The organism is Salinibaculum salinum, from assembly GCF_037645885.1.
GTDB lineage: Archaea > Halobacteriota > Halobacteria > Halobacteriales > Haloarculaceae > Salinibaculum > Salinibaculum salinum.
Genome location: NZ_JBBENW010000001.1, coordinates 23,613 through 44,926 on the forward strand (window position 1 = coordinate 23,613; position 21,314 = coordinate 44,926).

Consider the following 21,314-nt stretch of genomic DNA (forward strand, 5'->3'; position numbering starts at 1 on the left):
GTTTTTGCCAAATACGGTAGTCTGAGGGTAGTTTACGTCCACAATTAAGCAGTGTAATTACGATCTACTTTCGGCTCTGTTGCGGGACAGTCTCCCGTCTCGTCGGCTGTCGGGGCCAGACACTCGGCAGGAGACCGTACAAATCGCGACTGAATGAGGGCATTACCGGTTGTAGGATGTTCTTACCACCGATATCCGATCCGGTTAGCGCGCGCCACAGAGCGCGCGCTAACGTGTGGCGCCGGAACTGGCTGCATAACAAAACACCTCGGGTCGGTCCCCTCCGTATGTACGTTCGACGCCCCGCCCGGGTGCACCACCGTTGCAGGCAACAGGCGCCGTAATCCTGTGCTCGGAGTATCCGAGTCTGCGAGGCTGTCTGTACAGAGGCCCGCTATGCGTGGCTTACCGGCACGGGCACTACGGTTGATGGAGTGGACCGGGAGTACTGCGGTCAATGGAGCGAAACAGGGTGTGATCTGGGTATGAAGAGCACGTCGGAGGAACTGTCCACGCTTCTCTCCAGCGCGACGCTCGTCTTCGTCGGTACCGTCGTCGGTGTCGTCGCCCGCCTCGGGGAGCGTATCATTCTCGGGCGGGCGCTGGCGACGGACGTTTACGGCGACGTCACGATCGCGCTGGCTATCGTTTCCATCGGGAGCACGCTCGCCGGTCTCGGACTGACACAGGGGGTCCCGCGGTACATGTCCCGCTTCGACGACCCGGGTGACGTACGCGGGGTCGTCGTCACGGGATTCGTCGTCGCGCTCAGCGGTGCGACGGTCGTCGCGGCGCTTCTCTGGTTAAACCTCGGCTGGCTCGCCAGCGCGCTCTTCGAGACGCCGGGTGCGATGGTCTTTCTGCTTCCGTTTATTCTGACGATTCCGTTCCAGGTCGGCATGAAAATCAGCATCGGCGGCATCCGTGGACTGGAGAATACACTGTATAAGACGCTCGTCGGTGACCTCTTCTTTCCATTCGGGCGTATCGCGTTGCTCGGCCTGTTGCTCTGGGCGGGATACGGCGTCGCCGCGGCCGGATACGCCTACCTTATCGCCGCATCGACCTCGTTCGTCCTCGCGCTGTGGCTCCTGAATCGACTGTTTACGCTCGTTGGGCAGTTTCAGACGCGGACCCGCGAGATGGTCGCGTTCTCCGTGCCGCTCATTGTCGCGGCGGTGCTCAACATCCTGCTGACGCGCACTGATACCGTTATGATAGGGTACTTCGACTCGTCCTTCGCGACGGGGTTGTATGGCTACGCCTACCCCCTGGCGACCGGGCTCTTGCTAGTCGTGGCGTCGTTCGGGTTTCTCTACCTCCCGCTGGCGTCACGATTCGACGCGAACGACCGGCACGAGGAACTCGACGCCGTCTACAAGATTACGACAAAATGGGCATTCGTCGCTACCTTCCCGGCCTTTCTGACGTTCGTCATGTTCCCCGGTGATATCCTCGCTATCTTCTTTTCCGACCGTGCACGGCCGGCAGCACTGGCGTTCGTCGTCCTCGCGGGCGGATTTTTCACGAACGCTGCCTTCGGCCGCAACCGCGAAACGCTCTCGGCACTCGGTCAGACGAAAGTCATCATGGTGGCCAATGGCTTTGCGTACGTCCTCAACGTCTGTCTCAACCTTCTCTTGATTCCGCTGTACAGCTACCTCGGCGCCGCTGTCGCCTCTGCTATCTCCTACGTCTCGCTCAATCTCGTCATCTATCTCGTCTTGCGCCGGCGGTTCGACATTTCGCCGTTCTCGCACTGGACCCGGCGGACGTTCGTCGCTCTCCCTGCTGTGCTCGTTGTCCCGGCCTACCTCCTGTCACAGTGGCTCACTCTCTCGTATTCGACACTCCCACTCGTGCTCGTGGGCACCGCCATCGCCTCCGTCGCCGTCGTGGCTGCGACAGGCTGTCTCCAGCCCGAAGACGAAATTGTCATCACCGCGTTCGAAGACGCCGTTGGGGTCGAACTCACCGTTTTGCGTCGGATTCTTCCACTACCGAGCGACTGACTCGGCCGCGTCGTCAGCTATAGCGATATCATAACAATGAGGATGACTGGGCCAGGTTCCTGTAGATGACCACGGACAACTCGACGCGGACTGTTGTGTTCGGGTTCGACGCGCTGGACTTCAGATACCTCGATTCGTTCGACGCCAGCCTCCCGAACCTCTCAGAACTCCGAGAGAGCGGTGTCGAAGCGCCGCTCGATTCGACGTTTCCGCCGTGGACCGGCAGTGCGTGGCCCTCGATGTACACCGGAACGGATCCGAGCCATCACGGTGTCTTCAGTTTCTTCGACTACGAGGATAGCGACCCCGACTCTGCCCAGCTCGTCTCGCGGAACGAGGTGAGAGAGCCGGCGCTGTGGGACTATCTCACCGCAGAAGGTGTGCCAGCTATCGTCCTCAACGTCCCCGTTACCCATCCCGCCGACCCGATAGAGGGGGTCCTCATTCCAGGCTACCTCGCTCCCGAAGACGCCGACGGATACCCGTCCGGCGTTCGGGCGGAACTTGAGGAGGAACTGGGACGCCCCTACCGTATCTACTCCCGCGCGGAGTCGAGTGACGACAAAGCGGAGAAACTCGCGGGCTATCTCGACCTCATCGAACTCCGCGGCGAGGCGGCGACGTATCTGCTCTCGGAATACGAGTGGGAGGTCGCGGTGATTCAGGTACAGAAGACGGACGCGGTGTTTCACAACTTCGACGACACGGCCGCGTTCCGGCAGATCTACGAGCGAGCCGACGCGCTCGTCGGCGACGTTCGAGCCGCCGTCGACGACGACACAAATATCGTCGTCTGTTCGGACCACGGCATGGGTCCAACTGACGGCTACGGCATCTACGTCAACGACGTGCTCGCCCAGCACGGCATCGTCGAACCGTCGTCGGAGTCGAGCCACCGATCACTCGCCACCGAGAAATCGACGCTGACGGCACAGACTGCAGACCACACAGAGACCGAGCACAGTCCGCTCGTCGCGACGCTGTCGAAGGTCGCATCGACGCTCCCAGTCGCCCCGGGGCGCGTGTACAACACCGCCGACCGGATCGGACTGGGGCCGACGCTTCGACGCCTCGTCCCGCGGGAGGTGGTCAGTTCCGCCAAACGCGGCGTCGACTGGCGGTCGTCACAGGCGTACTGCCGACTGGGAAGCGAACTCGGCGTCCGTATCAATCTTGCCGGTCGGGACCCACACGGCGTCGTCTCCCAGTCCGAGTACGAACCGCTTCGGGAGCGCATCATCGATGTTCTCTCCTCGCTCGAGACGCCGGATGGCGACCCGGCATTCGAGTACGTCGTCCGACGCGAGGAGATATACACTGGCCCCGCCGCTGAGGGTGCCTGTGATGTCCTCTTCATGCCGACGGACATGAACCACACTGTCGGCACCACGATCATCGACACACCGTTCGTCCCATACGAGGCGTACGACCACAAGCGAGCGGGCGTCTTCGTCGGAAACGGCCCCGCGTTCGAGGCCGATGCATCGCTCGACCGACTCGATTTGACTGATATCGCACCCATCGTCCTCTCGCTCGCTCGCCTCCCGGTTCCCGAACGCATGACTGGAACGATCCCACCGGGATTGCTGACCCAGTCGGCCGAGACGCGGGCGTACTCGGGACTGTCATATGGTGATTACACACAGGACGATGCTGACGAGGCAGTACGGAGAGACAACCTCCGCGATCTGGGATACCTGTAATTATTGAATCACTACGTCGGGCTCGAACCGCTGTGGGTTGTTCTCGGTCCGTCGGGTATTTTCGCGTGGGTACCAGTCCGGTATCGATCTAGGGTCAGTATAACAAACACCGCGAGCGACAAGCCATAGGTAGCTAATGAACCGTCGCGAATACGTCTCTCTTTTTGCGGCAGCCAGCGTCGGGGCGCTCGCTGGCTGTCCGGGGTCGTCCGAGCAGTCCCCGTCCGAGCCGTCACCGTCCGAGACGACGACTCCGGCTGGCACGACGACGCCGTCGGCCGAGGAGCGAACCTACGAGACGGTCGTCGACCTCCGTGAAGAAGGGGCGGACCCCACCGGTGAGGAAGCAATCGATTCGCTGCTCGCCAAGCACCAGGGAGACGATACGAAACTCGTCCTTCCGAAGGGCCGGTACCGGGTCGAACGGCAGGTCTTTGCCGACCTCGATACGTTCGCGCTCGTCGGTGACGGCGCGACGCTCGTCCCGACTCATCGGGGTCCGGGCTCGCTGTTCCTGTTCCGGCGCGTCTCGAATATCAACATCGAAGGGCTACAGATCGACCAGACGGCCAACGGAATCCTCGGTTCGTTTCGGGTTCGGTGTGTCGGCGGTGAGAACCTCATCCGCAACGTAACGCTGGATGGGCGCATCGACCGTCCTGAACGGATTCACGGGTTCACGCTGTTCTCTGAGGGAGCGGATACGTCGCTGACGCTCGAAGGCATCGACATGACGGATGGCGCTCGCAACGGCACCGCTGTCTACGTTTTCCCGCAGGACGACTTCTCCGACCCGTCACGGAAGCCGGGCGAACTCCTCTTTCGGAACTGCCGCATGCACAACTGGGGTGGTGAAGGCATCTACGGTTCGCCGCACGCCGGCCCGATCTCTGTCATCGGTGGCACATACAAGAACAACGCAATTCAACAGGTCCGCGTCGGTGGCGGGAACGACAACCGCGCCCTCGTAAAGGACGTCGAAGTCGTCGTCGACGACCCGCCGGGGTACGCAGCCGGGAACATGCGCGGCATCTGGCTGGAGGAGGGCAACGACTGCCTCGTCGATTCCTGTACCGTGCGTATCCGGAATATGGGCGGTGGCGGCAGTGACGGCGGAATCGTCGTCGGCCCCCAGTTCGGCCAGGCAGAGATTACGAACACGACCATCCAGACGGACGTGGAAGCGCCCGCGATCAACATCGCTGGTCCGGCGACGGAGTTCGTCCCCAGTTCCATGCCGAGCCTCGACCAGCTACCGGAGACGTGGACCGTCTCGTGTTCGAACGTACAGATTCACGGAGCCAGCGAACGCGGCGCGGCTATCCACCTGTACGGGCGCGAAGACTGCCTGTTCGAAAACATCTCTGTGGACCAGTCCAGTGGCTCCCGACACGGGTTACTGACCAGTGAGGCGCTGTCGACTGACATCCAGGGCGGCAACTGGGTGACTGCCGGCTATCCGATGTTGTTCGGGCCGACGGAATCGTCGTCTGAATCGAAGGAACTCGTCTGCTTCGAGGACCTTTCGAGCGTGAGGAGCACCGAGTTCGACGGGTCGTCTCTGGAGACCACACAGTCGTCCGACGAGTCGGCGCGGGCGTGCATCCCGATGTCGTCAGCTCCCGTTCGCGAGACGAGTTCGCGCATCCCGTACATCGCGATTACCGGCACCGACGAGGATACGCTCTATGGCCACTCCGTGCTCGCAAACTGGGACGGGAGTGAGGTCACCCAGCAACAGTAGCCGGCACGTTAGTGCGAACCCGTCACTCGTCGGCTCTGAACTCCAGGTCCTGGTTGTCCAGCAGGTCGAAGACCATCCCGAACGTCACCAGGCTCGCACTGACGAGAAACAGCACGCCCGCGAGGAGCGTTCGGGTGCGCGATGAATCACTGTCGATGGCATTTCTGAGTCCCTCGATGAGGGCAATCACACCACCGAGCACGCCGAGCCCGTAAAAGAGAACGAAGGGATGACAGTCCCGGACGAGATACTTCGTCTTCAGTCGCCAGAGAAAGCCACGCAACAGCAGCAGCGAGAGGTTCGGGACGAACGAGGAATACTTGATACCGCTCTCTTCTTCGCCGTAGGAGGCCGGTAGCGGAACGTCAGCGACGCGCATGTTCTCGACGTTGAGCCGGATGAGGATGTCGTGGGCGGCCCCGTAGTCGTCGTAGACTGCGTCGATGTCCAGTTCGTCGAGTGCCTCCCGAGAGATGGCCGTGTAGCCGTTCGAGGGGTCCATCATCTTCCAGTAGCCGCTGGCGATCTTCGTCAGGATGGTCAACAGCGTGTTCCCGAACAGGCGCCAGTTCGACATCTCTTCGCGCAACTCGGCGTCGAGCAGGCGATTGCCCTTCGCGTAGTCGGCTCTCCCCGTTGCGACCGGGTCGACGATGCGGTGACACTCGTCGGGGTCCATCTGTCCGTCCCCGGCCATCACGACCGTTACGTCGATGCCGTCCTCGTAGGCGCGTCGATAGCCCGTCTTTATCGCCCCACCGACGCCCGTGTTCGTCTCGTGGCGAATCGGCACGACCGATTGCTCGATGCCGCCGTCTCTCCGAGGGAGCTCGCGCTGGTCGTCGTCCGCCGTCTGTTGCTCGTCGTCCCCTCTCTCAGTTGGTTGTCGCGTCTCAGCCGTGCGGCCGATATCGGCTCGCCGCTCGTTGACTCGCTGTGCGTGTGTCTGAATCTCGTCCCACGTCCCGTCCGTGGAGCCGTCGTCGACGACGTACGCTCTGTCGACGAACTCCGGCAGCGTCTCGATAACGCCGCCGACCAGCCCCGCTTCGTTGTGCGCGACGATGACTGCCCCTATTGATTTTCCTTGATACATAGTTTCGCCCAGCACACGCAGGAGTGGATACTGCGAGTGGGTGCCGGAAACTCCGGCTGTTCGCCTGTTTGTTATGTCGTCGGTACCGCTCTTTTTCATCGGTAAACGACGGGAAATACGAGCCACTGGGAAATTCCGATCACACGCAGTCGGGGTACGGACATGTCCGTGGCGACCGTCTCGGGGCACGACAACCTGTCATATAACAATTTCTTACTTTAACTTTCGATAATATAACAAAGACTCAAAACCACTCAAAAAAGTGTATTGATGATCGGTGATTCGGTGGTCCACTTCGGTTGGGTACGTGTACAGGGGCGTGTACTATCGTCTTCTCGCGGAACAAGAGACGGGGAAACTAGCCGAATCCACGGTCAGACAGACTCACGATGAGTCCCGACATGCTAACCGCCGATACGGATTCGGAGTACGTCGTTCGCATGTTCGATACCGGCGACAGGTCTGACTACCTTGCGCTGTACGACACGGTGTTGGGAACTGCCAGTGACGAGTGGTTCACCTGGAAATACGGACGCAATCCCTACACCGACCACATCCCGATAGTCGTCGCTGATTACGATGGAGAGATAGTCGGTGCCAAGTCGATGCTCGGAATGCAGCTCAAACACGACGAAACGACACTATCTGCTCTCCAGCCCTGTGATACGATGGTCCACCCGGATCACCGCTTTCAGGGTCTGTTCTCCCGTATGACGGAGTTCTCGAAGAATATCTACGCCGAACGAGATGTCGATTTATTTTTCAACTTCCCTAACTCGAAGACACTCTCCGGGGCGCTCAAACACGGCTGGGAGCACCTCCAAGACGTTCCCGTCTCCTACCGGATACAGAACCCGGTCAGCTGTGCTGGCGTCGATGGTGGCCCCCTCGGAACAGTCGCCGAATCGCTTTCTGTTCGCGTGCTCAGCGCATACTACGATTGGGTCGATCAGTCGGTGTCTGCGCCTTCTTCGTTCGCCATCGACCGGCGTTCCACTGTCCCGACTGCGAAACTGGGGACCCTCTACGAACGGACTGTCCCCAACCGAATCCACACGGTGCGCGACAAGCGTTACTACGATTGGCGATTCGACACCCCGAAGTGGAGCTACGAGACATACCTCGCCACACACGACGAAGCGGTGGTGGCCGCCGTTGTCGTCGGAACACGTCCGGGAGAGCCCACCTCGATAGCGCAACTCACAGACGTTCTCCCGCTCGGTGGATGCGAGCGGTCGACCGGTGTGCTTGAGGCACTGCTCCAGCGTCTTCTCCCGGAGTACCGGGACGCCGAAATGATAGCTGTCGCCGGCGATTCCCTCCCCGACTCTGTCTGTCGAACGTTCGGCTTCCGATCCGACAATCGACAGCCGCTGGCACAGTTTACTACTCCAACGCCCCTAGTTGCCTATCCGCTCTGTCCTGACGACAGTGCTGCGGGCAGGGGACTGCTGGACGCTTCGAACTGGCTCGTCACCTTTGCCGATATGGATACGCGGTGAGAGACAACAGTCGAATCAGTTCGTCCCGGCGCTACCGGGGAAGTATCGTCCTACTGCCGCCGAGCAGAACGTTTGGCTGCAATTACTCTTGGTCTGCGGAGTACATCGTCCTGGTATGGAGAGACAATCTGTGGTGGTTCCGGCGGCAACGGCGACCAGCGCCGTCGCCGTCCACCGGTCACTGGGGCGGCGAGGTATTCCGACGATAGCTGTCTCCGAGTCCGACGACGTTCCCTCGTTCTCGACGCGGTACTGCGAGGAGACCGTCTCGGTCCCGTCGCCCAGTGACGATCTCTCTGGGTACCGCGAGGCACTCCTCTCGCTCGCGAAACGTCCTGACGTTCGGACTATCGTCCCGCTCCGGGAGTCAGACATCTTCGTTCTCTCGAAGTATCGCGACGCGTTCGCCGAACACATCGCGACGCCGTGGCCGCCGTTCGAGACCCTCCGGACGGTCCACGACCGGGAGCGTCTCTTTGACGAAGCGCGAGCCGCCGGCGTTCCGGTTCCGGAAACGGACCTGTTCGACGACGTCGACGACTGGCAGCGAGAACTCGTCATCAAACCCCGCTTTGCCTTCGCAGCCGGCGACTACCTTCCCGACAGGGACGACGAGGAGATACTCGATATCGGGAGCACCCGGTTTCTCTCACCCGACGACGACCCGGATCTGGACGATATCAGGTCGTCGTTCGACTACACCCCTCACGTCCAGCAGTACGTCCGGGGGACGGAGTACTCCGTGGGGGTGCTCTACGACGCCGGCGAGCCGGTGGTTTCGGCACACAAACGCATCATTCGGGGTGTGAAGTACTACTGTGGGCCGAGCGTCTGTCACGAACAGGTCGACAGTCCCGAACTGGAGGAGACCGTTCGAACGCTGCTCGAACAGCTGGATTGGCACGGCCCGGCCGACGTCGACATCATTCGGGACGGAGAGACCGGCGAGTTCAAACTCCTCGAAATAAACCCCCGCTTCTGGGCGACGGTCGCGAACGAAATCCATGCCGGCTTCGACTTTCCGTACTACTACTGGTGTCTGGCGGGAAACGATACCGACTTCACCGCACCCGACCGCGGCACCGGCAACCAGTCACACTACCTGATGGGTGAGCTCTCACACCTCCAGAGCGTCCTGACGACTGACCATCCGCTGTCCGAGCGCCCATCGCTATTGGGCACGTCGTGGGAACAACTCCGCTCGCTCGCCTCGCAGCCGCGATTCGACCTCTTCGCTCTCGACGACCCTCGTCCATTCGTTCACGACGTTGTCGATAACGTTCGCTGAGTGTCAGTGCTTCCCGCACTGTACCGCCCATCGTCGCAACGCTCACGCGCGAACTCGCTTTCGGACTTCGTCCGCGACGGTCGCCATCGTCGCAACCGTCACGTCGCCCGCGCGTCGCCGGTCGTCGACGTACGAGAGGATGGCACGCATCCGTGCGAAATCCCGCTCGTCGACCAGGTTATTCGGATGCAGCCACATGTGAAACACGCCGTCGTCGTCGGCTGCGGCGTCGATCCCATGCCGGGCTTTCAGCACCATCGGGTCGGCGTACACCGCCTCCGCGACGCTCCTGGCTCGCCCTTCGAATCCGAACAGGTAGAGCGAGGCCGGGATGTTCACCAGTCCGAACTCGTCGACGACGGGGTCGACCACCGGCGGTCCGGTGCCGGGAACCGTCCCGCGAACGAGTTTCGCCACCGTGCCGAGTGTATCGTTCTCGTCTACCCACGTCTTCGGGCGATTTCCTCTGTACGTCGTGAACCCGTATTCGACGAGCAGGTCTCGGTGTCCGACTCTGTTCCGGGGGTAGACGAACGACTTCATCGAGAGACCGTAGTTCGCTGCCGTCTCGACGCTGCGTTCCAGCTCTGCTCGGGCCGTTTCTCGATCTGCCTTGTCGCTCGACAGCGGGACGTGCGAGAAGGTGTGGCTCCCGATGTCGTGGTCGACGCGTGCCGTCTGGAGGTCGTTGACGAGTTCGCCGCCAAACCGGAGATCTGGCCTCTCCCGCCACTCCCCGGTTTCCCGCTCGAACCAGTCGACGCCGGCGGGATGGCTCTGGTGGCGTCCGTCGCAGTCGTCGAGGAGCAGGTGGCCGACGATTGCCCACGTCGCGGGGACCGAGAACTCGGAGAGAAGGCCCTGAAGCCGCTGCCAACTCTGGCGTGCGGCTTCAATGCGGTCGTTGGGTGGAGAGTCGAGGTCGTGCCACCCCCACCCGAGTTCCGCGTCGACTGACAGGGTTACGGTTCCCACTGTCAACTCCCTCCGGACTTCGTCATACCGCCATCTCTCCCCTGCTCTGTATTGTTATCATGCTGTTACAGCGCGTAATCTCTTCCTTCGGCTGTGGCTCGCGCCGGCCAACCAGCCGCTGTCGCCAGTACACCGACCAATCTCTCCGTGTCTCCAGTCCCGTCGGAACAACTCTCTTACCGCTTGCGCTGCTCTCATTGCACCGACCGACGCAGCATCGAACCGGGGTACACCAGTCATAACAATACCGCCGTTGGCGCAACCGAGTATATCAGCGTCTCATATGACTCCAATACACGGGAACTCGGGGATGTCTGCCTCGGGTAGACGTTCGTTGCTTCCGAAGCTCACACTCGGCACTGGATTCGCAATGTTACTCGTCGGTGTCGCAGCGGCGTACTTCGAGCCGGCGACCGGATACGAACTCTCTCTGTACGCGGAGACGCCGCTACTGTATTTCGTCGGATTCGGCATCGCGCTCCTTTCGAGTGTCTGGCTGTCGTTTGTCGGTGCCGACTCCGACCTCCTCCGGGACGGCGCACTTTTGCTCGGTAGCCTGGCGGTCGCGTCACTCGTCGTATTACCGCTGATACGGGGCTATTACCTGTACGTCGGCGGTGATTCGTTGACACACCTCGGGTGGACGCGTGAACTTCTCGGCGGCTCGCTCGAACCGACGGGACTGCTCTACCCCGGTATCCACATGATGACGATTTTCGTCTCGGAGGTCATCGGCATTCGGCTTGGACTCGCGCAGATGGTCGTCGTGTTCGCGTTCGTGTTCCTGTTCGTCGTCTTTGTGACGCTGTGTGTCCGTTTGCTTGGGAGCCAGCGATGGGCCGTTCCCGTCGGACTGTTCGCTGGCCTGCTACTGTTACCCGTCAACAACATCAGCGTCCACGTTCAGGCCCACGCCATCACGCAGAGTCTCCTCTTTTTGCCGTTCGCGCTCTATCTGGTGTTGCGATACGTCGACAGGGCCGGCGAGTGGACGAACCCGTTCACGTCGGTGACACAGAACGGCCTCTTGCTGTCGATGGCCTCGCTGTCGATGGTTCTCATCCATCCACAGGGTGCGCTGAATCTCATCCTCATCATGGTGACCGTCGCGGGCATTCAGTACTTGTTCCGGCGGTATCGTGAGAACCGGAGTATCAATGCTCACCGTCCGATTTACGCCCCGGCGGCTATCGCTGCCGTCGCGTTCGTCGCCTGGAGTGCGCGATACGACCGCGTTCGGTCGGCCGCCGTCGGCCTGCTCGAAGGAATAATCTCCAGCGCCCCTGCGGGTGACGAGATTACACAGCGGTCGGCTTCGCTCGCTGACCTCGGCGGCTCGATCGAACTCCTGTTCGTCAAACTGTTTCTGGTTGCACTGGTGTTCTGTCTGCTCGCCGGCCTGTTGACGCTCGCGTGGGGGTCGGGGCGGCTCGACGACCGGATCCCGGGCCGAAACGCGCTGCTCACGTATCTCATCGTCGCCGCAATACCGCTGCTGGCGCTGTTTGGACTGTTTTTCCTGTCCAGCGCCAACACGATGCACTTTCGCTACCTCGGCTTCATAATGGTCGTGGTGACCGCTCTCGGTGCACTCGCGATAAATGAGGGGGCCGACAGGCTCACCAACTCCCTCTCTCGGCGCTCGGTCGGTATCGGACTCGTCGTGTTGTTTTTGCTCTGTCTCCCGCTCCCGATGGCGACAATGCACTCCGGTCCGTTCATCTACCAATCGAGTTCCAGCGTGTCGGAGATGCACTACGAAGGGACGAACCAGACGTTCGAGAATATGGACCGCAACATCTCGTTCGCCGGGATTCGCTCGGGTCCCCAGCGGCTGGTTGACGCGCAATTTGGGACCGAACGAGCAAAAACGATCGCGTTCGGAGGCGAGGGCAGCGAGACGGCGATACCGTTCGAGGTGTGGGGGAACAACCTCTCGACACATTACGACAGTCCCAGATACGTTCAGGTCGACGAGTCGGATTACCAGCGGGAAGTGGTCCTCTACAACGGCTTCCGGTACGGCCAGCGCGGGTTCGAGACGCTCGAGACGACTCCCAGTATAAATCGCGTCCAGTCCAGCGGCGAGTACCAGCTCTATTTCCTGGAGAGCGAGTCCGGTGGCTGACTCGCGCGGCAGACGGATGCCGTCTGGTAGTAGATTCTCTATAACAATGCCTGGCGAGCGTCTGCACTCCGCCAGCGATGCACCAATACACTTACTGGAGTTGGGACGCCCATGTCTGAGACAGAACAGTCGCCAGACCGGGCGTTCGTTCTTGGACTCGATGGGGTTCCGTGGAACTATCTCGAGTCGTGGATGGACGCGGGTGAGCTGGAGAACTTCGCCCGCCTCCGTCGGGAAGGGGTCGCCGGTCCGCTCGCGAGTACGATGCCGCCCACGACAGCCCTTGCCTGGCCGACGATAGCGACCGGCGTCAACCCCGACAAACACGGCATCTACGCCTTCCAGCGACTGGCCGGCGATTACTCACAGCGAATGTCGACCAGTGACGACATGCGACAGCCGGCGCTCTGGGACCTCCTCTCGCCGTCCGTCGTGGCGAACGTCCCGATGACGTATCCCGCCTCTCCCATCGACGGTGAGATGGTCACCGGCATGATGACGCCGGAGTTGAACGACCGATTCACGTCGCCTCCCGAACTCCGGACGGTCATCCGGGACCGGATTCCGGAGTACGACATCGGCCTCACGTGGACCGAGTACGCCGACGAACCGGAGCAGTTCCTGGCGGATCTCACCGCGCTAGTCGAGGCCCGGCGGGAACTGCTGGACCTCCTGCTCGAGCGCAACGATCCGCGGCTGGTCTTTTTCGTCTTTACCGCGCCCGACCGCCTGCAACACCTGCTGTGGGACGAGGAGACGATGCTCGACCACTACCGACTTCTCGACGAGATTCTCGGGGACGTGCTGGACTACGTCGAGGAGCGCGACTCGAACCTGTTCGTCGTCTCTGACCACGGGTTCGGCCCGATCTCGAAGAACGTCGCGGTCAACACGGTGCTGGAGCGAGCGGGGCTGCTCTCGCGGCGACAAGACACCGGCAGTCGGAGCGTCCTGGCGAAGGCGGGACTGCGTAAGGACACTGTTCTCTCGGCGCTCGAATCGGTTGGTATCGACCAGCAGACCCTCCTCAAACACCTCCCGCGGTCGTTCGTCGACCGAGTCGCCCAACAGGTTCCGGGGTCACACGTCCTCTACGACGTCGACTACGCCGAAACAGCGGCGTTCGTCCACGGGCCCGGTGGGGTCTACGTCAACGACACCGAGCGATTCGAGCAGGGAACGGTCCCGCCGGACGAGCGCGACGCAGTCGCACAGCGGGTTCGACAGGTCTTCGAGTCCGTGACCGACCCCGAGACCGGCGAGAACGTGCTCCGGGTGTTCGACGGCGACGACCTGTTCCCCACCGACGACAGGTCGCCCGACCTGGTGGTCCGGGCCGCCGACGGCTACCAGAAAATCACCGGTCTCAAAGAGGATGTCTTCTCGGACACCGGGGCGACCATGGCGAGTCACCGACGTGAGGGCGTCTTCCTCGCGTGGGGCGATGAGATCGACTCAGCCGGGACAGTTGTCGATGCCTCTGTCGTCGACGTTGCCCCGACGGTTCTCCACAGTATCGGCGAGCCAGTCCCCGCGACGGCCGATGGCAGGGTTCTCGACGAGATATTCGCCTCACGATCGGCACCGGCGCAGCGAGCGGTCGAGACCGCCGTCCACGGCGACGGCGAGCCAACCACTACCGGGACGGACGAGGATGACTTCGGCGACGTCGAGGACCGACTCCGCGGACTTGGCTACATGGAGTAACTACGCCACACGAGATTTGCTTTCACCGATCGTTGATTGAATCACCCGCTCACCACGCTTGCGTATCTCGTACTACCGAAGCTCCAAACGTGGCAATCGTCTGTCATCCAATCCTGATAAAACAGTGTCAATTTTTAATATGTCTTCATCCATCTCTCCGATATGGTGATCGATCCGGCCAGCTCGGGGGAATCAGCAATTGAACGGTGGAACAAGCTCCATCAAATACTTGCCTCCCAGGAACGACGGATGGTGCTCTACTCGTTGATGGATGCGCCCAAGGAACGGCGAATGCCGCTTCCGGAGGCTGCAATGCCGCCCGAATCGTCGTGGGACCCAGAGCAAATACGTATCCATCTCAAACACAACCATCTCCCGCAGTTGGCCGATGCTGGCTACGTCCGATGGGAATGCGACCCGTTTTGCGTACAGCGAGGCCCCCATTTCGAGGAAGTGGCAGTGATTTTTAACCTCATACACGATTCGATCGATCAGTTCCCCAGGTCACTGATCACCGGCTGTGAAATCTACGAGGAAATGTATACCGATGCCAGGAGATGAGATCATCGTCGAGGTAACGATAGTTGTGGATGGGGTGAAACACGGAACTACTACAGCAGCGACGGAGTGACACCCACCAGAACAGAACACTCGACTCAAGAGTGCGTCAGTACGGTGGATATCGGATACCCGGAGGCGGGGACGGTCTCTATATCGAGCACTCACTCGCTATCCTGTGGAACGTCGACCCAGATAGCGACGTACTCGTCGGCCGACTCGGTACTCGGCTCGCTGGGCGTGTCACCCTCGTAGACGTAGTAGATGAGCCGGAGGTCTTCGCCGGACAGTTCGGGTTCGACAGTGTGTTGGCGTGTCCAGCTCTCGCCCGGTGCCAGCTGTGTCTCCATCCGCGTGACTGTCGCTCGTTCGGTGACGGTCGCCGACGTTCCGGCCGTGTCGACCCGCTGTAGCTCTGCGACGACGGTGTAGTCGGTCGTGCTTTCCTCGGCGCTCTCGAGTTCGAGTGTCAGCTCCGCCCCCGACTCGTTTATCGCCTCCGGGTAGTCTGCAGCGACGAGTTCACCCTGGTCGTTCGTCGTCAGCAACGAGACTGACGTGAACGATTCGGCGTTGTTGGGGACGACCATCGCGTATCCGACGCCGACGACCGTGGTGACGACGAGCACCGCGATGGCCGCGTTCACGACTGCACTCCGCCTGTCCTGCTTGAAGATGCCGTTTTTCAGGGTCGCTATCCAGCTATCGACCGGGACGTAAAACCGGGTCGTTGGTGGCTCTCGCGACCGATACACCACTGCGGGGACGAGCCCGAGCGCACAGACGAACGACGTTGCCGTCACTATTGTCGTTCCGTCGTAGTCCAGTCCGATCAACGATATGGCGAGTCCAACGAGCGGCAGCAGGGCGACACTCGACCCGAACGACAGCGCGAGTCGCTCGCGCCACGCCAGTCCCCGCCTGTCTCTCCGTCCGGAGCGACCACTGGTGGCGCGTGACCCATCCAGACGGACTGCCGTTTCCCTGGCGGGGAACAGCACTGCGATCAGGACGTAGCCGGGAATAAAAAACAGCAGTGGAAATCCGACCAGTGCCCTGGGAACGACTGCAGTCGTCGGAAGCACGTACAGCAACAACAGGTTTGCAACGATGAGGTACGCCGTGACAGCATAGATATCTCCCGGAATCTCGATATTCGACGGAAAGTACTTGCTCACCGTCGTCGGCAGATACTGCTCCGCCCGGTTTTCGTTCGCTGACTGCTTGCTCATCGTGGCTCCCCGTTCTCTGTGTCCCCTTCGACGGAACGGCAGCTCGTTCGGTATCCCATCGGCTTGGTCTGTACGTCTCCAGTTCCCAGTATTGTTATAACGCTTCTACACCTCCCAGTACGGAAATAGAATTGGAATAACGTGTACTTACGAGTCCTTACACGAGTGACCCTTTTTTGAGCGTAATACTCCGGCCGAACACCGGACTCCGATGTCGGTTTACTACTTTTTATTACCATACTGTCTAGTAATAATATATTACCGGACAGTTGTTCAGCGTATACACCAACTAACAAAGCTATCTCTCGGCGAGCAATTCCCATCTGACCATGGTGCCTGCTTCCATCCCATCTGGGCTGTTCCATCCTCTGCGTGCCTTGAAAAATGTCAAGCCTGCCCGTCAGGCCGTAGAGCGTGTGCCGGCCAGTTCTGACGCCGGCGTCGGTGGGCCGACGCCCCATTCTCGAACCGAAGACGCCGTTCTCCTGACGACTGGCCACTCCGCAGGATATCCGTGTCTCCGCTCGCTTGCTCCCCGCGATATCTACACGATTGTCGCATCACCAGACGAGTCGGCACCGGAGTTCGTTTCTCGGTTCTGTGACCAGCCGGTCGTCGTCCCGGACCCCGAAGAAGACGTGCTCGCCTACCGCGATGCACTCCTGGACCTCGCCTCGCGGCCCGGCGTCCGGACAATCATTCCGACCGACGAACACGACGCGTACGTCCTCTCGCGGTACCGCGAGCGGTTCGAGGAGTACGTCGACTTGGTGGTTCCCGATGTTGACCGCTTGCGGTCGGTTCACGACCGACTCGAACTGTTCGAGATCGCCGACGACGCGGGGGTTCCGATCCCCGAGACACAGTTGCTCACCGACGTCGACGACTGGCGGCCGCGACACATCGTCAAGTCCAGATACAACTTGCTCGCCGACGCGTACTGTCCCGAGTACGATCCCTCACAGACAGTCTCTGTGAACACTATCAAGCATCTCGAACCAGGCGAGGAACCGGACGTGGCCGCGATACGGGAGGAAATGAAACACACGCCAATCATTCAGGAGTTCGTTCCGTCGGCCGGCGAGTACATGGTGAATGCACTGTACGACAACGGGGAGCCGGTGGCAGTCTGTCAGCAACGGCAGGTCCGCTGTTCGTCCTACGTCGGTGGCGGCGGCGTCTACCGCGAGTCCGTCGATATCCCGGAGCTGGAATCCGCTGCTCGGACGCTGCTCGACGCGCTGGACTATCACGGTCTCGCATGCATCGAGTACATGGAAGACGCGACGACCGGCGAGTTCAAACTCCTCGAAATCAATCCGCGGATGTGGCAGTCGCTCGCGTCGACCGTCCGGACGGGAGCTGACTTCCCGTACTACTACTGGCTCACAGCGACTGACAGTCCCGATGTCATCGACCCCTCCTACGACCTGGGTGTCGGCACGCACATGCTCGAAGGTGAACTGTCCTACCTGCTGAGTTTGTTCCGGGACAGTTCGCCACACGTCGAACGCCCGTCTCTCCCTGCCGCCATCTCGGATGTCGTCTGGTCGTGTCTGACCGACCCGGAGTTCGACTACCTCAAACTCGACGACCCGCTGCCGTTCGTCCGCTCGGCCCTCCGTATCCTCCCCCACCGCCGCTAGCGGCGGACGGGTTCGACCGTCTGGATGCTCATTCGATGTACCCAAGGTCAGCTAGCCGCTGCTCGACGCTCTCGCCCGCCGTTGTTCCCTCGGTCTCGTTTTCGGTGTACTCCGGATACGTGGTCTCCGCCGCCGCCGGAACCACCGGGAGCGTCGTCCCGTCGAACCGATCGCTCAGCGGCACGTCCAGTGCCGAGAGCAGCGTCGGCGCGATGTCGAGAAGCGTGGCACTGCCGAGCTCACAACCAGTCTCGACGGCCGGCCCTGTCATCGCCACCAGCCCCTCGAACTTGTGATTGTACGACTCCGGGACCGGGCCGAACGCCTCCCCGCGGAGCGACGTCGAGAGGAACTCGTCGAAGGCGGTGGGAACGACGACGATGTCGGGTGCCTCCTCGACGTACGGACCGTGATACACGTCTTCTCGCCGGAGGACGCGTTCGAAGACCGGCCGACCTGTCGGCGTCTCGACGCCACGCAGGAGCTCCATCAGTTTGCTTCTGACCTGTTCGTACTCCTCGGCGGGGACGGTCCCGTCGGGTTCACGCCCCGACAGGTTGAGGCGGATCCCACACTCGATGCGGTCGCGCATGTACGCCTCTGAATCCTGAAAATCCGGCTGTTCGGCGGCCGCCTGGACGATTCGTGTCGGAGCGAGTCGCAACGCAACGTCGCGGAGACCGAGCGTCGAGAGGATGCGGTCGAGTCGCTGGCTCGTGATGCCGGCACGCGAGAGCTGAGCGAACAGCCGTTCGGCCAGTGAGTGGTCCGGGGACTCCCCTTCGCTTCCGTCCCGGAGTTGCGTGGCTGCCACTGTCGACCACGACGGCATCTCCCCGCCGCGACTGGCGTTGAGATAGCCGTGGTCGCGGAGAAAGTCGTTGACGCGAAATTCGTGTCCACCCATCGGTCCCATGCCGTGGTCGCTGACGACGGCGACGAGGTCGGGGTCGACTGCTTCGAGTATCTCTCCGATCTCCCGGTCGACTGCCCGATAGACTGCCTCGATAGCCCCGTCGTCCTCTGGCCGTTCGTGAAAGACGGTGTCGGTCTGCTGGAACTGGACGAACCCGAAGTCGGGCTCGAACCGGTCACAGAGATAGCGAAACGCCTCGCCGCGCATCCGGACGAGCGACCGATACCCCTCGATCTGGGCCGAACGCTCCTCCGTTTTCGGAGCGTACACTCGATACTCCCCGATTTCGGTCCGGACTGCATCGAGTATCCCGGATGGGTGACAGTCGGGGTCTTCCGGCGCGGTGTAGCCCGGAATTACTGCCCCATCTATCGGGCGTGGTGGGTGTGTGACCGGGACGTTCACCACAACGCTCGTCCTGTCGTGGTAGTCGAGTAGTTCCCACAGTGAGTGGGTCCGCACGTCGGCGTAGTTGACGACGCGCCAGTCGTAGCCGTCGAAGGAGAGAAAGCCGTAAACGCCGTGTTTTCCGGGGTTGACGCCGGTGAACAGCGAGGGCCATGCACTCGGTGTCCAGGGGGGAAGCTGCGACGAGAGCGGCCCGGAGACGCCGCTGTCGAGGAGGTCAGCGAGATGCGGCACGAGACCGTCCTCGAGGAGTGGGTCGAGGACCCGTCGACAGGCTGCATCGAGTCCGAGTACCAGCACGCTTGGGCCGGATTCATCACTCATGCCGTCGGTGTGGGGCAGTCCGGGCTTTGTTATGGTGGGATTTAACAGTCGGCTACTCGCGGTCGGTTTCCTCATCCGGACGCCTGCAGCCGTTATGCAGGCCATAACAAATATCGAAGTTGGCGGTACCACGGGTAGATGAGAGTCGAACAAATCGACTTCGAGGCGTGGGAGCGTGCGCTCCCCGACAGTGGGTTCGAGGTGTTTCACCTCCCGGGGGCGTTGCGGGTGCTCGCCGACCACACGGACGCCGACCTGGAACTCTACGCGGGCTACAAGGGCGATCAGCCGGTGGCGCTCCTTCCGGTGTTCGTCACGCGGCCGCCGGTCGGTACTGTCGTCCAGTCACCGCCGCCATCGCTCGGTGTCCCACGACTCGGCCCCGTGCTGATGCCCAACAGCCCGAAGAAGCGAAAACGCGAGAAACTCAATCAGACGTTCACGGAAGCGGTCGCAGAGCATTTCTCTGTCGACTCCTCGCTCACCCTGCTTCGACTGGTGTGTAACGCGTCCTACACCGACCCGCGACCGTACGCCTGGCTCGACCTGCGAACGGAGACACTGTTTACGTACTGCCTGGACATCGACGGGACGGACCTCGACTCGATACGAAGCGAGTTCAGCAGTAGTCTCCGCCGCGAGATTCGCGACGCAGCGGACCTCGACGTTTCCGTCGAACTGGAGGGGATGGAGGGGGTTCGGGAAATCCACGACGACACGGCATCTCGCTTTGCCGAACAGGACGAGTCCTACACCCGCTCGTGGGACTACGTCCGCGATCTCGCGGAGACGCTCGACGAGCGCTGCCGGGCCTACGTCGTCCGCGGGCCGGACGGGGAGTACATCAGCGGGGTAACCGTCCTCTACTCCAACGACATGGCGTACTTCTGGCAGGGTGGTACCCGGGGAACCTACGAAGGGACGAGCGTCAACAGCCTCGTCCACTGGCACATCATCGAGGACATCGCGGCCGGCGACCCAGTCGACTCTGTCGGCCAGTACGACCTGATGGGAGCCAACACCGAGCGGCTCTGTCGATACAAGAGCAAGTTCGGCGCCGACCTGGTACCGTACTACCTCGTCGAGACCGAGAGCGCGAGTATGGACGTGGCAAAGCGCGCGTATCAGCTAGTGAATCAATGAGAGTGCTGAACGCCGTCGCAAACGCTGACGCCCGCTTTTACCGCCAGCAGGTGGCCGAGCTGTCACAGCGAAACGTCACGTACCGAACGCTCCCAGTCCCCGGCGACCACGGGACTGACTCGACCGACACCCGGTCGGTGTTCGACTATATCCGGTTCGTTCCGTCGGTCTGGGCCAGCGTCGGGGACTACGACATCGTCCACGCCAACTACGGGCTGACTGGTCCGGCTGCGCTCTCGCAGCTATCCCGTCCCGTCGTCCTCTCGCTGTGGGGGACGGATCTCTACGGACGCTACGGCCACCTCAGCAAGGTCTGTGCCAGGCTCAGCGACGCAGTCGTCGTCATGTCCGAAGCAATGGCCGACGAACTCGACCAGGACTGTCACGTCATTCCGCACGGCGTCGACATCGACCTGTTTGCTCCCGAACCGCAACGAGAGGCACAGGCTGACCTCGGCTGGGACCCCGACCGGAAACACGTCCTCTTCCCATACAGTACGACGACTGCAGTCAAGGACTATCCGCGAGCACAGCGCATCGTCGAGGCAGCTGCGGAGCGGCTCGATTCACCCGTCGAACTGCAGGTTGTCAAAGGCGAACCCCACCGGCGGATGGCCCGGTACATGAACGCCGCCGACTCGCTGTTGCTCACCTCGAAGTGGGAGGGCTCACCCAACGCCACCAAGGAGGCGATGGCGTGTAATCTGCCGGTCGTCGCGACGGACGTGGGCGACGTAGGCGAGCAACTGCGCGGCGTAAGCCGCTCACACGTCTGTGACGCTGACGCGGACCTGACAGACGCGCTCGTGGACGTGCTGCAGAGTGGCGACCGCTCGGACGGCCGCTCGCGCGCTCGGGAATACAGTCTCGAACGGATGGGCGATCAACTGGTCGACGTTTACGAGTCGGTGCTCGCCGGGTAGCCGCCACTG

General features: G+C 61.6%; 15 protein-coding genes. 11 read left to right on the forward strand and 4 right to left on the reverse strand.

Annotated elements, in window-relative coordinates; all coding sequences use genetic code 11:
• Positions 1 to 485: 485 nt before the first annotated feature.
• The 3 genes from WDJ60_RS00120 (at position 486) to WDJ60_RS00130 (ending at position 5,459) form a co-directional block, all read left to right on the forward strand.
• Positions 486 to 2,012 (forward strand): flippase, encoded by a 1,527-nt coding sequence (locus WDJ60_RS00120; RefSeq protein WP_340097685.1) that lies wholly within the window; start codon positions 486 to 488, stop codon positions 2,010 to 2,012.
• A 65-nt stretch (positions 2,013 to 2,077) separates the two neighbouring features.
• A complete protein-coding gene (locus WDJ60_RS00125; protein ID WP_340097686.1) occupies positions 2,078 to 3,715 on the forward strand; it encodes an alkaline phosphatase family protein in 1,638 nt (545 codons plus the stop codon).
• 136 nt (positions 3,716 to 3,851) lie between these two features.
• Complete coding sequence (locus tag WDJ60_RS00130) at positions 3,852 to 5,459, forward strand: hypothetical protein (RefSeq protein ID WP_340097688.1); 1,608 nt, start codon at positions 3,852 to 3,854, stop codon at positions 5,457 to 5,459.
• 22 nt (positions 5,460 to 5,481) lie between these two features.
• On the opposite strand, the gene WDJ60_RS00135 is transcribed toward WDJ60_RS00130, so the two are convergent.
• Positions 5,482 to 6,555, reverse strand: a complete 1,074-nt coding sequence (locus WDJ60_RS00135) for a glycosyltransferase family 2 protein (RefSeq protein ID WP_340097689.1) — start codon at positions 6,553 to 6,555, stop codon at positions 5,482 to 5,484.
• 389 nt (positions 6,556 to 6,944) lie between these two features.
• Here WDJ60_RS00135 and WDJ60_RS00140 point away from each other — a divergent pair, with 389 nt between their 5' ends.
• A complete protein-coding gene (locus tag WDJ60_RS00140) occupies positions 6,945 to 8,057 on the forward strand; it encodes a GNAT family N-acetyltransferase (RefSeq protein ID WP_340097690.1) in 1,113 nt (370 codons plus the stop codon).
• 115 nt (positions 8,058 to 8,172) lie between these two features.
• Positions 8,173 to 9,345: a carboxylate--amine ligase gene (locus WDJ60_RS00145; protein WP_340097691.1), complete on the forward strand. Its 1,173-nt coding sequence runs from the start codon at positions 8,173 to 8,175 to the stop codon at positions 9,343 to 9,345.
• 42 nt (positions 9,346 to 9,387) lie between these two features.
• On the opposite strand, the gene WDJ60_RS00150 is transcribed toward WDJ60_RS00145, so the two are convergent.
• Entirely contained in the window at positions 9,388 to 10,320 is a 933-nt protein-coding gene (locus WDJ60_RS00150; RefSeq protein WP_340097692.1) for a polysaccharide deacetylase family protein, read from the reverse strand.
• A gap of 370 nt (positions 10,321 to 10,690) precedes the next feature.
• Between WDJ60_RS00150 and WDJ60_RS00155 the strand changes: the two genes are divergently transcribed.
• The 3 genes from WDJ60_RS00155 (at position 10,691) to WDJ60_RS00165 (ending at position 14,716) form a co-directional block, all read left to right on the forward strand.
• A complete protein-coding gene (locus WDJ60_RS00155) occupies positions 10,691 to 12,448 on the forward strand; it encodes a hypothetical protein (protein WP_340097693.1) in 1,758 nt (585 codons plus the stop codon).
• A 111-nt stretch (positions 12,449 to 12,559) separates the two neighbouring features.
• A complete protein-coding gene (locus tag WDJ60_RS00160; RefSeq protein WP_340097694.1) occupies positions 12,560 to 14,155 on the forward strand; it encodes an alkaline phosphatase family protein in 1,596 nt (531 codons plus the stop codon).
• Between the two features lie 162 nt (positions 14,156 to 14,317).
• The gene (locus tag WDJ60_RS00165) at positions 14,318 to 14,716 is read left to right on the forward strand and encodes a DUF7344 domain-containing protein (RefSeq protein ID WP_340097695.1); all 399 of its coding nucleotides are present in this window, start codon (positions 14,318 to 14,320) and stop codon (positions 14,714 to 14,716) included.
• A 161-nt stretch (positions 14,717 to 14,877) separates the two neighbouring features.
• Here WDJ60_RS00165 and WDJ60_RS00170 read toward each other — a convergent pair whose 3' ends face one another.
• Entirely contained in the window at positions 14,878 to 15,945 is a 1,068-nt protein-coding gene (locus WDJ60_RS00170; RefSeq protein WP_340097696.1) for a DUF1616 domain-containing protein, read from the reverse strand.
• Positions 15,946 to 16,361: 416 nt separating this feature from the next.
• Here WDJ60_RS00170 and WDJ60_RS00175 point away from each other — a divergent pair, with 416 nt between their 5' ends.
• The gene (locus WDJ60_RS00175) at positions 16,362 to 17,591 is read left to right on the forward strand and encodes a carboxylate--amine ligase (RefSeq protein WP_340097697.1); all 1,230 of its coding nucleotides are present in this window, start codon (positions 16,362 to 16,364) and stop codon (positions 17,589 to 17,591) included.
• A 28-nt stretch (positions 17,592 to 17,619) separates the two neighbouring features.
• On the opposite strand, the gene WDJ60_RS00180 is transcribed toward WDJ60_RS00175, so the two are convergent.
• A complete protein-coding gene (locus WDJ60_RS00180; RefSeq protein ID WP_340097698.1) occupies positions 17,620 to 19,239 on the reverse strand; it encodes an alkaline phosphatase family protein in 1,620 nt (539 codons plus the stop codon).
• 138 nt (positions 19,240 to 19,377) lie between these two features.
• Here WDJ60_RS00180 and WDJ60_RS00185 point away from each other — a divergent pair, with 138 nt between their 5' ends.
• Together WDJ60_RS00185 and WDJ60_RS00190 are read left to right on the forward strand one after the other, a co-directional pair.
• Positions 19,378 to 20,382, forward strand: a complete 1,005-nt coding sequence (locus WDJ60_RS00185; RefSeq protein WP_340097699.1) for a GNAT family N-acetyltransferase — start codon at positions 19,378 to 19,380, stop codon at positions 20,380 to 20,382.
• Entirely contained in the window at positions 20,379 to 21,305 is a 927-nt protein-coding gene (locus WDJ60_RS00190) for a glycosyltransferase (protein ID WP_340097700.1), read from the forward strand. The genes WDJ60_RS00185 and WDJ60_RS00190 overlap by 4 nt, the downstream gene beginning before the upstream one ends.
• Positions 21,306 to 21,314 lie beyond the last annotated feature (9 nt).

What these genes read in the sequence shown, in the direction of transcription:
- WDJ60_RS00120 (WP_340097685.1), top strand. Translation starts at nt 486, where the DNA reads ATGAAGAGCACGTCGGAGGAACTGTCCACGCTTCTCTCCAGCGCGACG.
- WDJ60_RS00125 (WP_340097686.1), top strand. Translation starts at nt 2,078, where the DNA reads ATGACCACGGACAACTCGACGCGGACTGTTGTGTTCGGGTTCGACGCG.
- WDJ60_RS00130 (WP_340097688.1), top strand. Translation starts at nt 3,852, where the DNA reads ATGAACCGTCGCGAATACGTCTCTCTTTTTGCGGCAGCCAGCGTCGGG.
- WDJ60_RS00135 (WP_340097689.1), bottom strand. Translation starts at nt 6,555, where the DNA reads ATGTATCAAGGAAAATCAATAGGGGCAGTCATCGTCGCGCACAACGAA.
- WDJ60_RS00140 (WP_340097690.1), top strand. Translation starts at nt 6,945, where the DNA reads ATGAGTCCCGACATGCTAACCGCCGATACGGATTCGGAGTACGTCGTT.
- WDJ60_RS00145 (WP_340097691.1), top strand. Translation starts at nt 8,173, where the DNA reads ATGGAGAGACAATCTGTGGTGGTTCCGGCGGCAACGGCGACCAGCGCC.
- WDJ60_RS00155 (WP_340097693.1), top strand. Translation starts at nt 10,691, where the DNA reads ATGTTACTCGTCGGTGTCGCAGCGGCGTACTTCGAGCCGGCGACCGGA.
- WDJ60_RS00160 (WP_340097694.1), top strand. Translation starts at nt 12,560, where the DNA reads ATGTCTGAGACAGAACAGTCGCCAGACCGGGCGTTCGTTCTTGGACTC.
- WDJ60_RS00165 (WP_340097695.1), top strand. Translation starts at nt 14,318, where the DNA reads ATGGTGATCGATCCGGCCAGCTCGGGGGAATCAGCAATTGAACGGTGG.
- WDJ60_RS00170 (WP_340097696.1), bottom strand. Translation starts at nt 15,945, where the DNA reads ATGAGCAAGCAGTCAGCGAACGAAAACCGGGCGGAGCAGTATCTGCCG.
- WDJ60_RS00180 (WP_340097698.1), bottom strand. Translation starts at nt 19,239, where the DNA reads ATGAGTGATGAATCCGGCCCAAGCGTGCTGGTACTCGGACTCGATGCA.
- WDJ60_RS00185 (WP_340097699.1), top strand. Translation starts at nt 19,378, where the DNA reads ATGAGAGTCGAACAAATCGACTTCGAGGCGTGGGAGCGTGCGCTCCCC.
- WDJ60_RS00190 (WP_340097700.1), top strand. Translation starts at nt 20,379, where the DNA reads ATGAGAGTGCTGAACGCCGTCGCAAACGCTGACGCCCGCTTTTACCGC.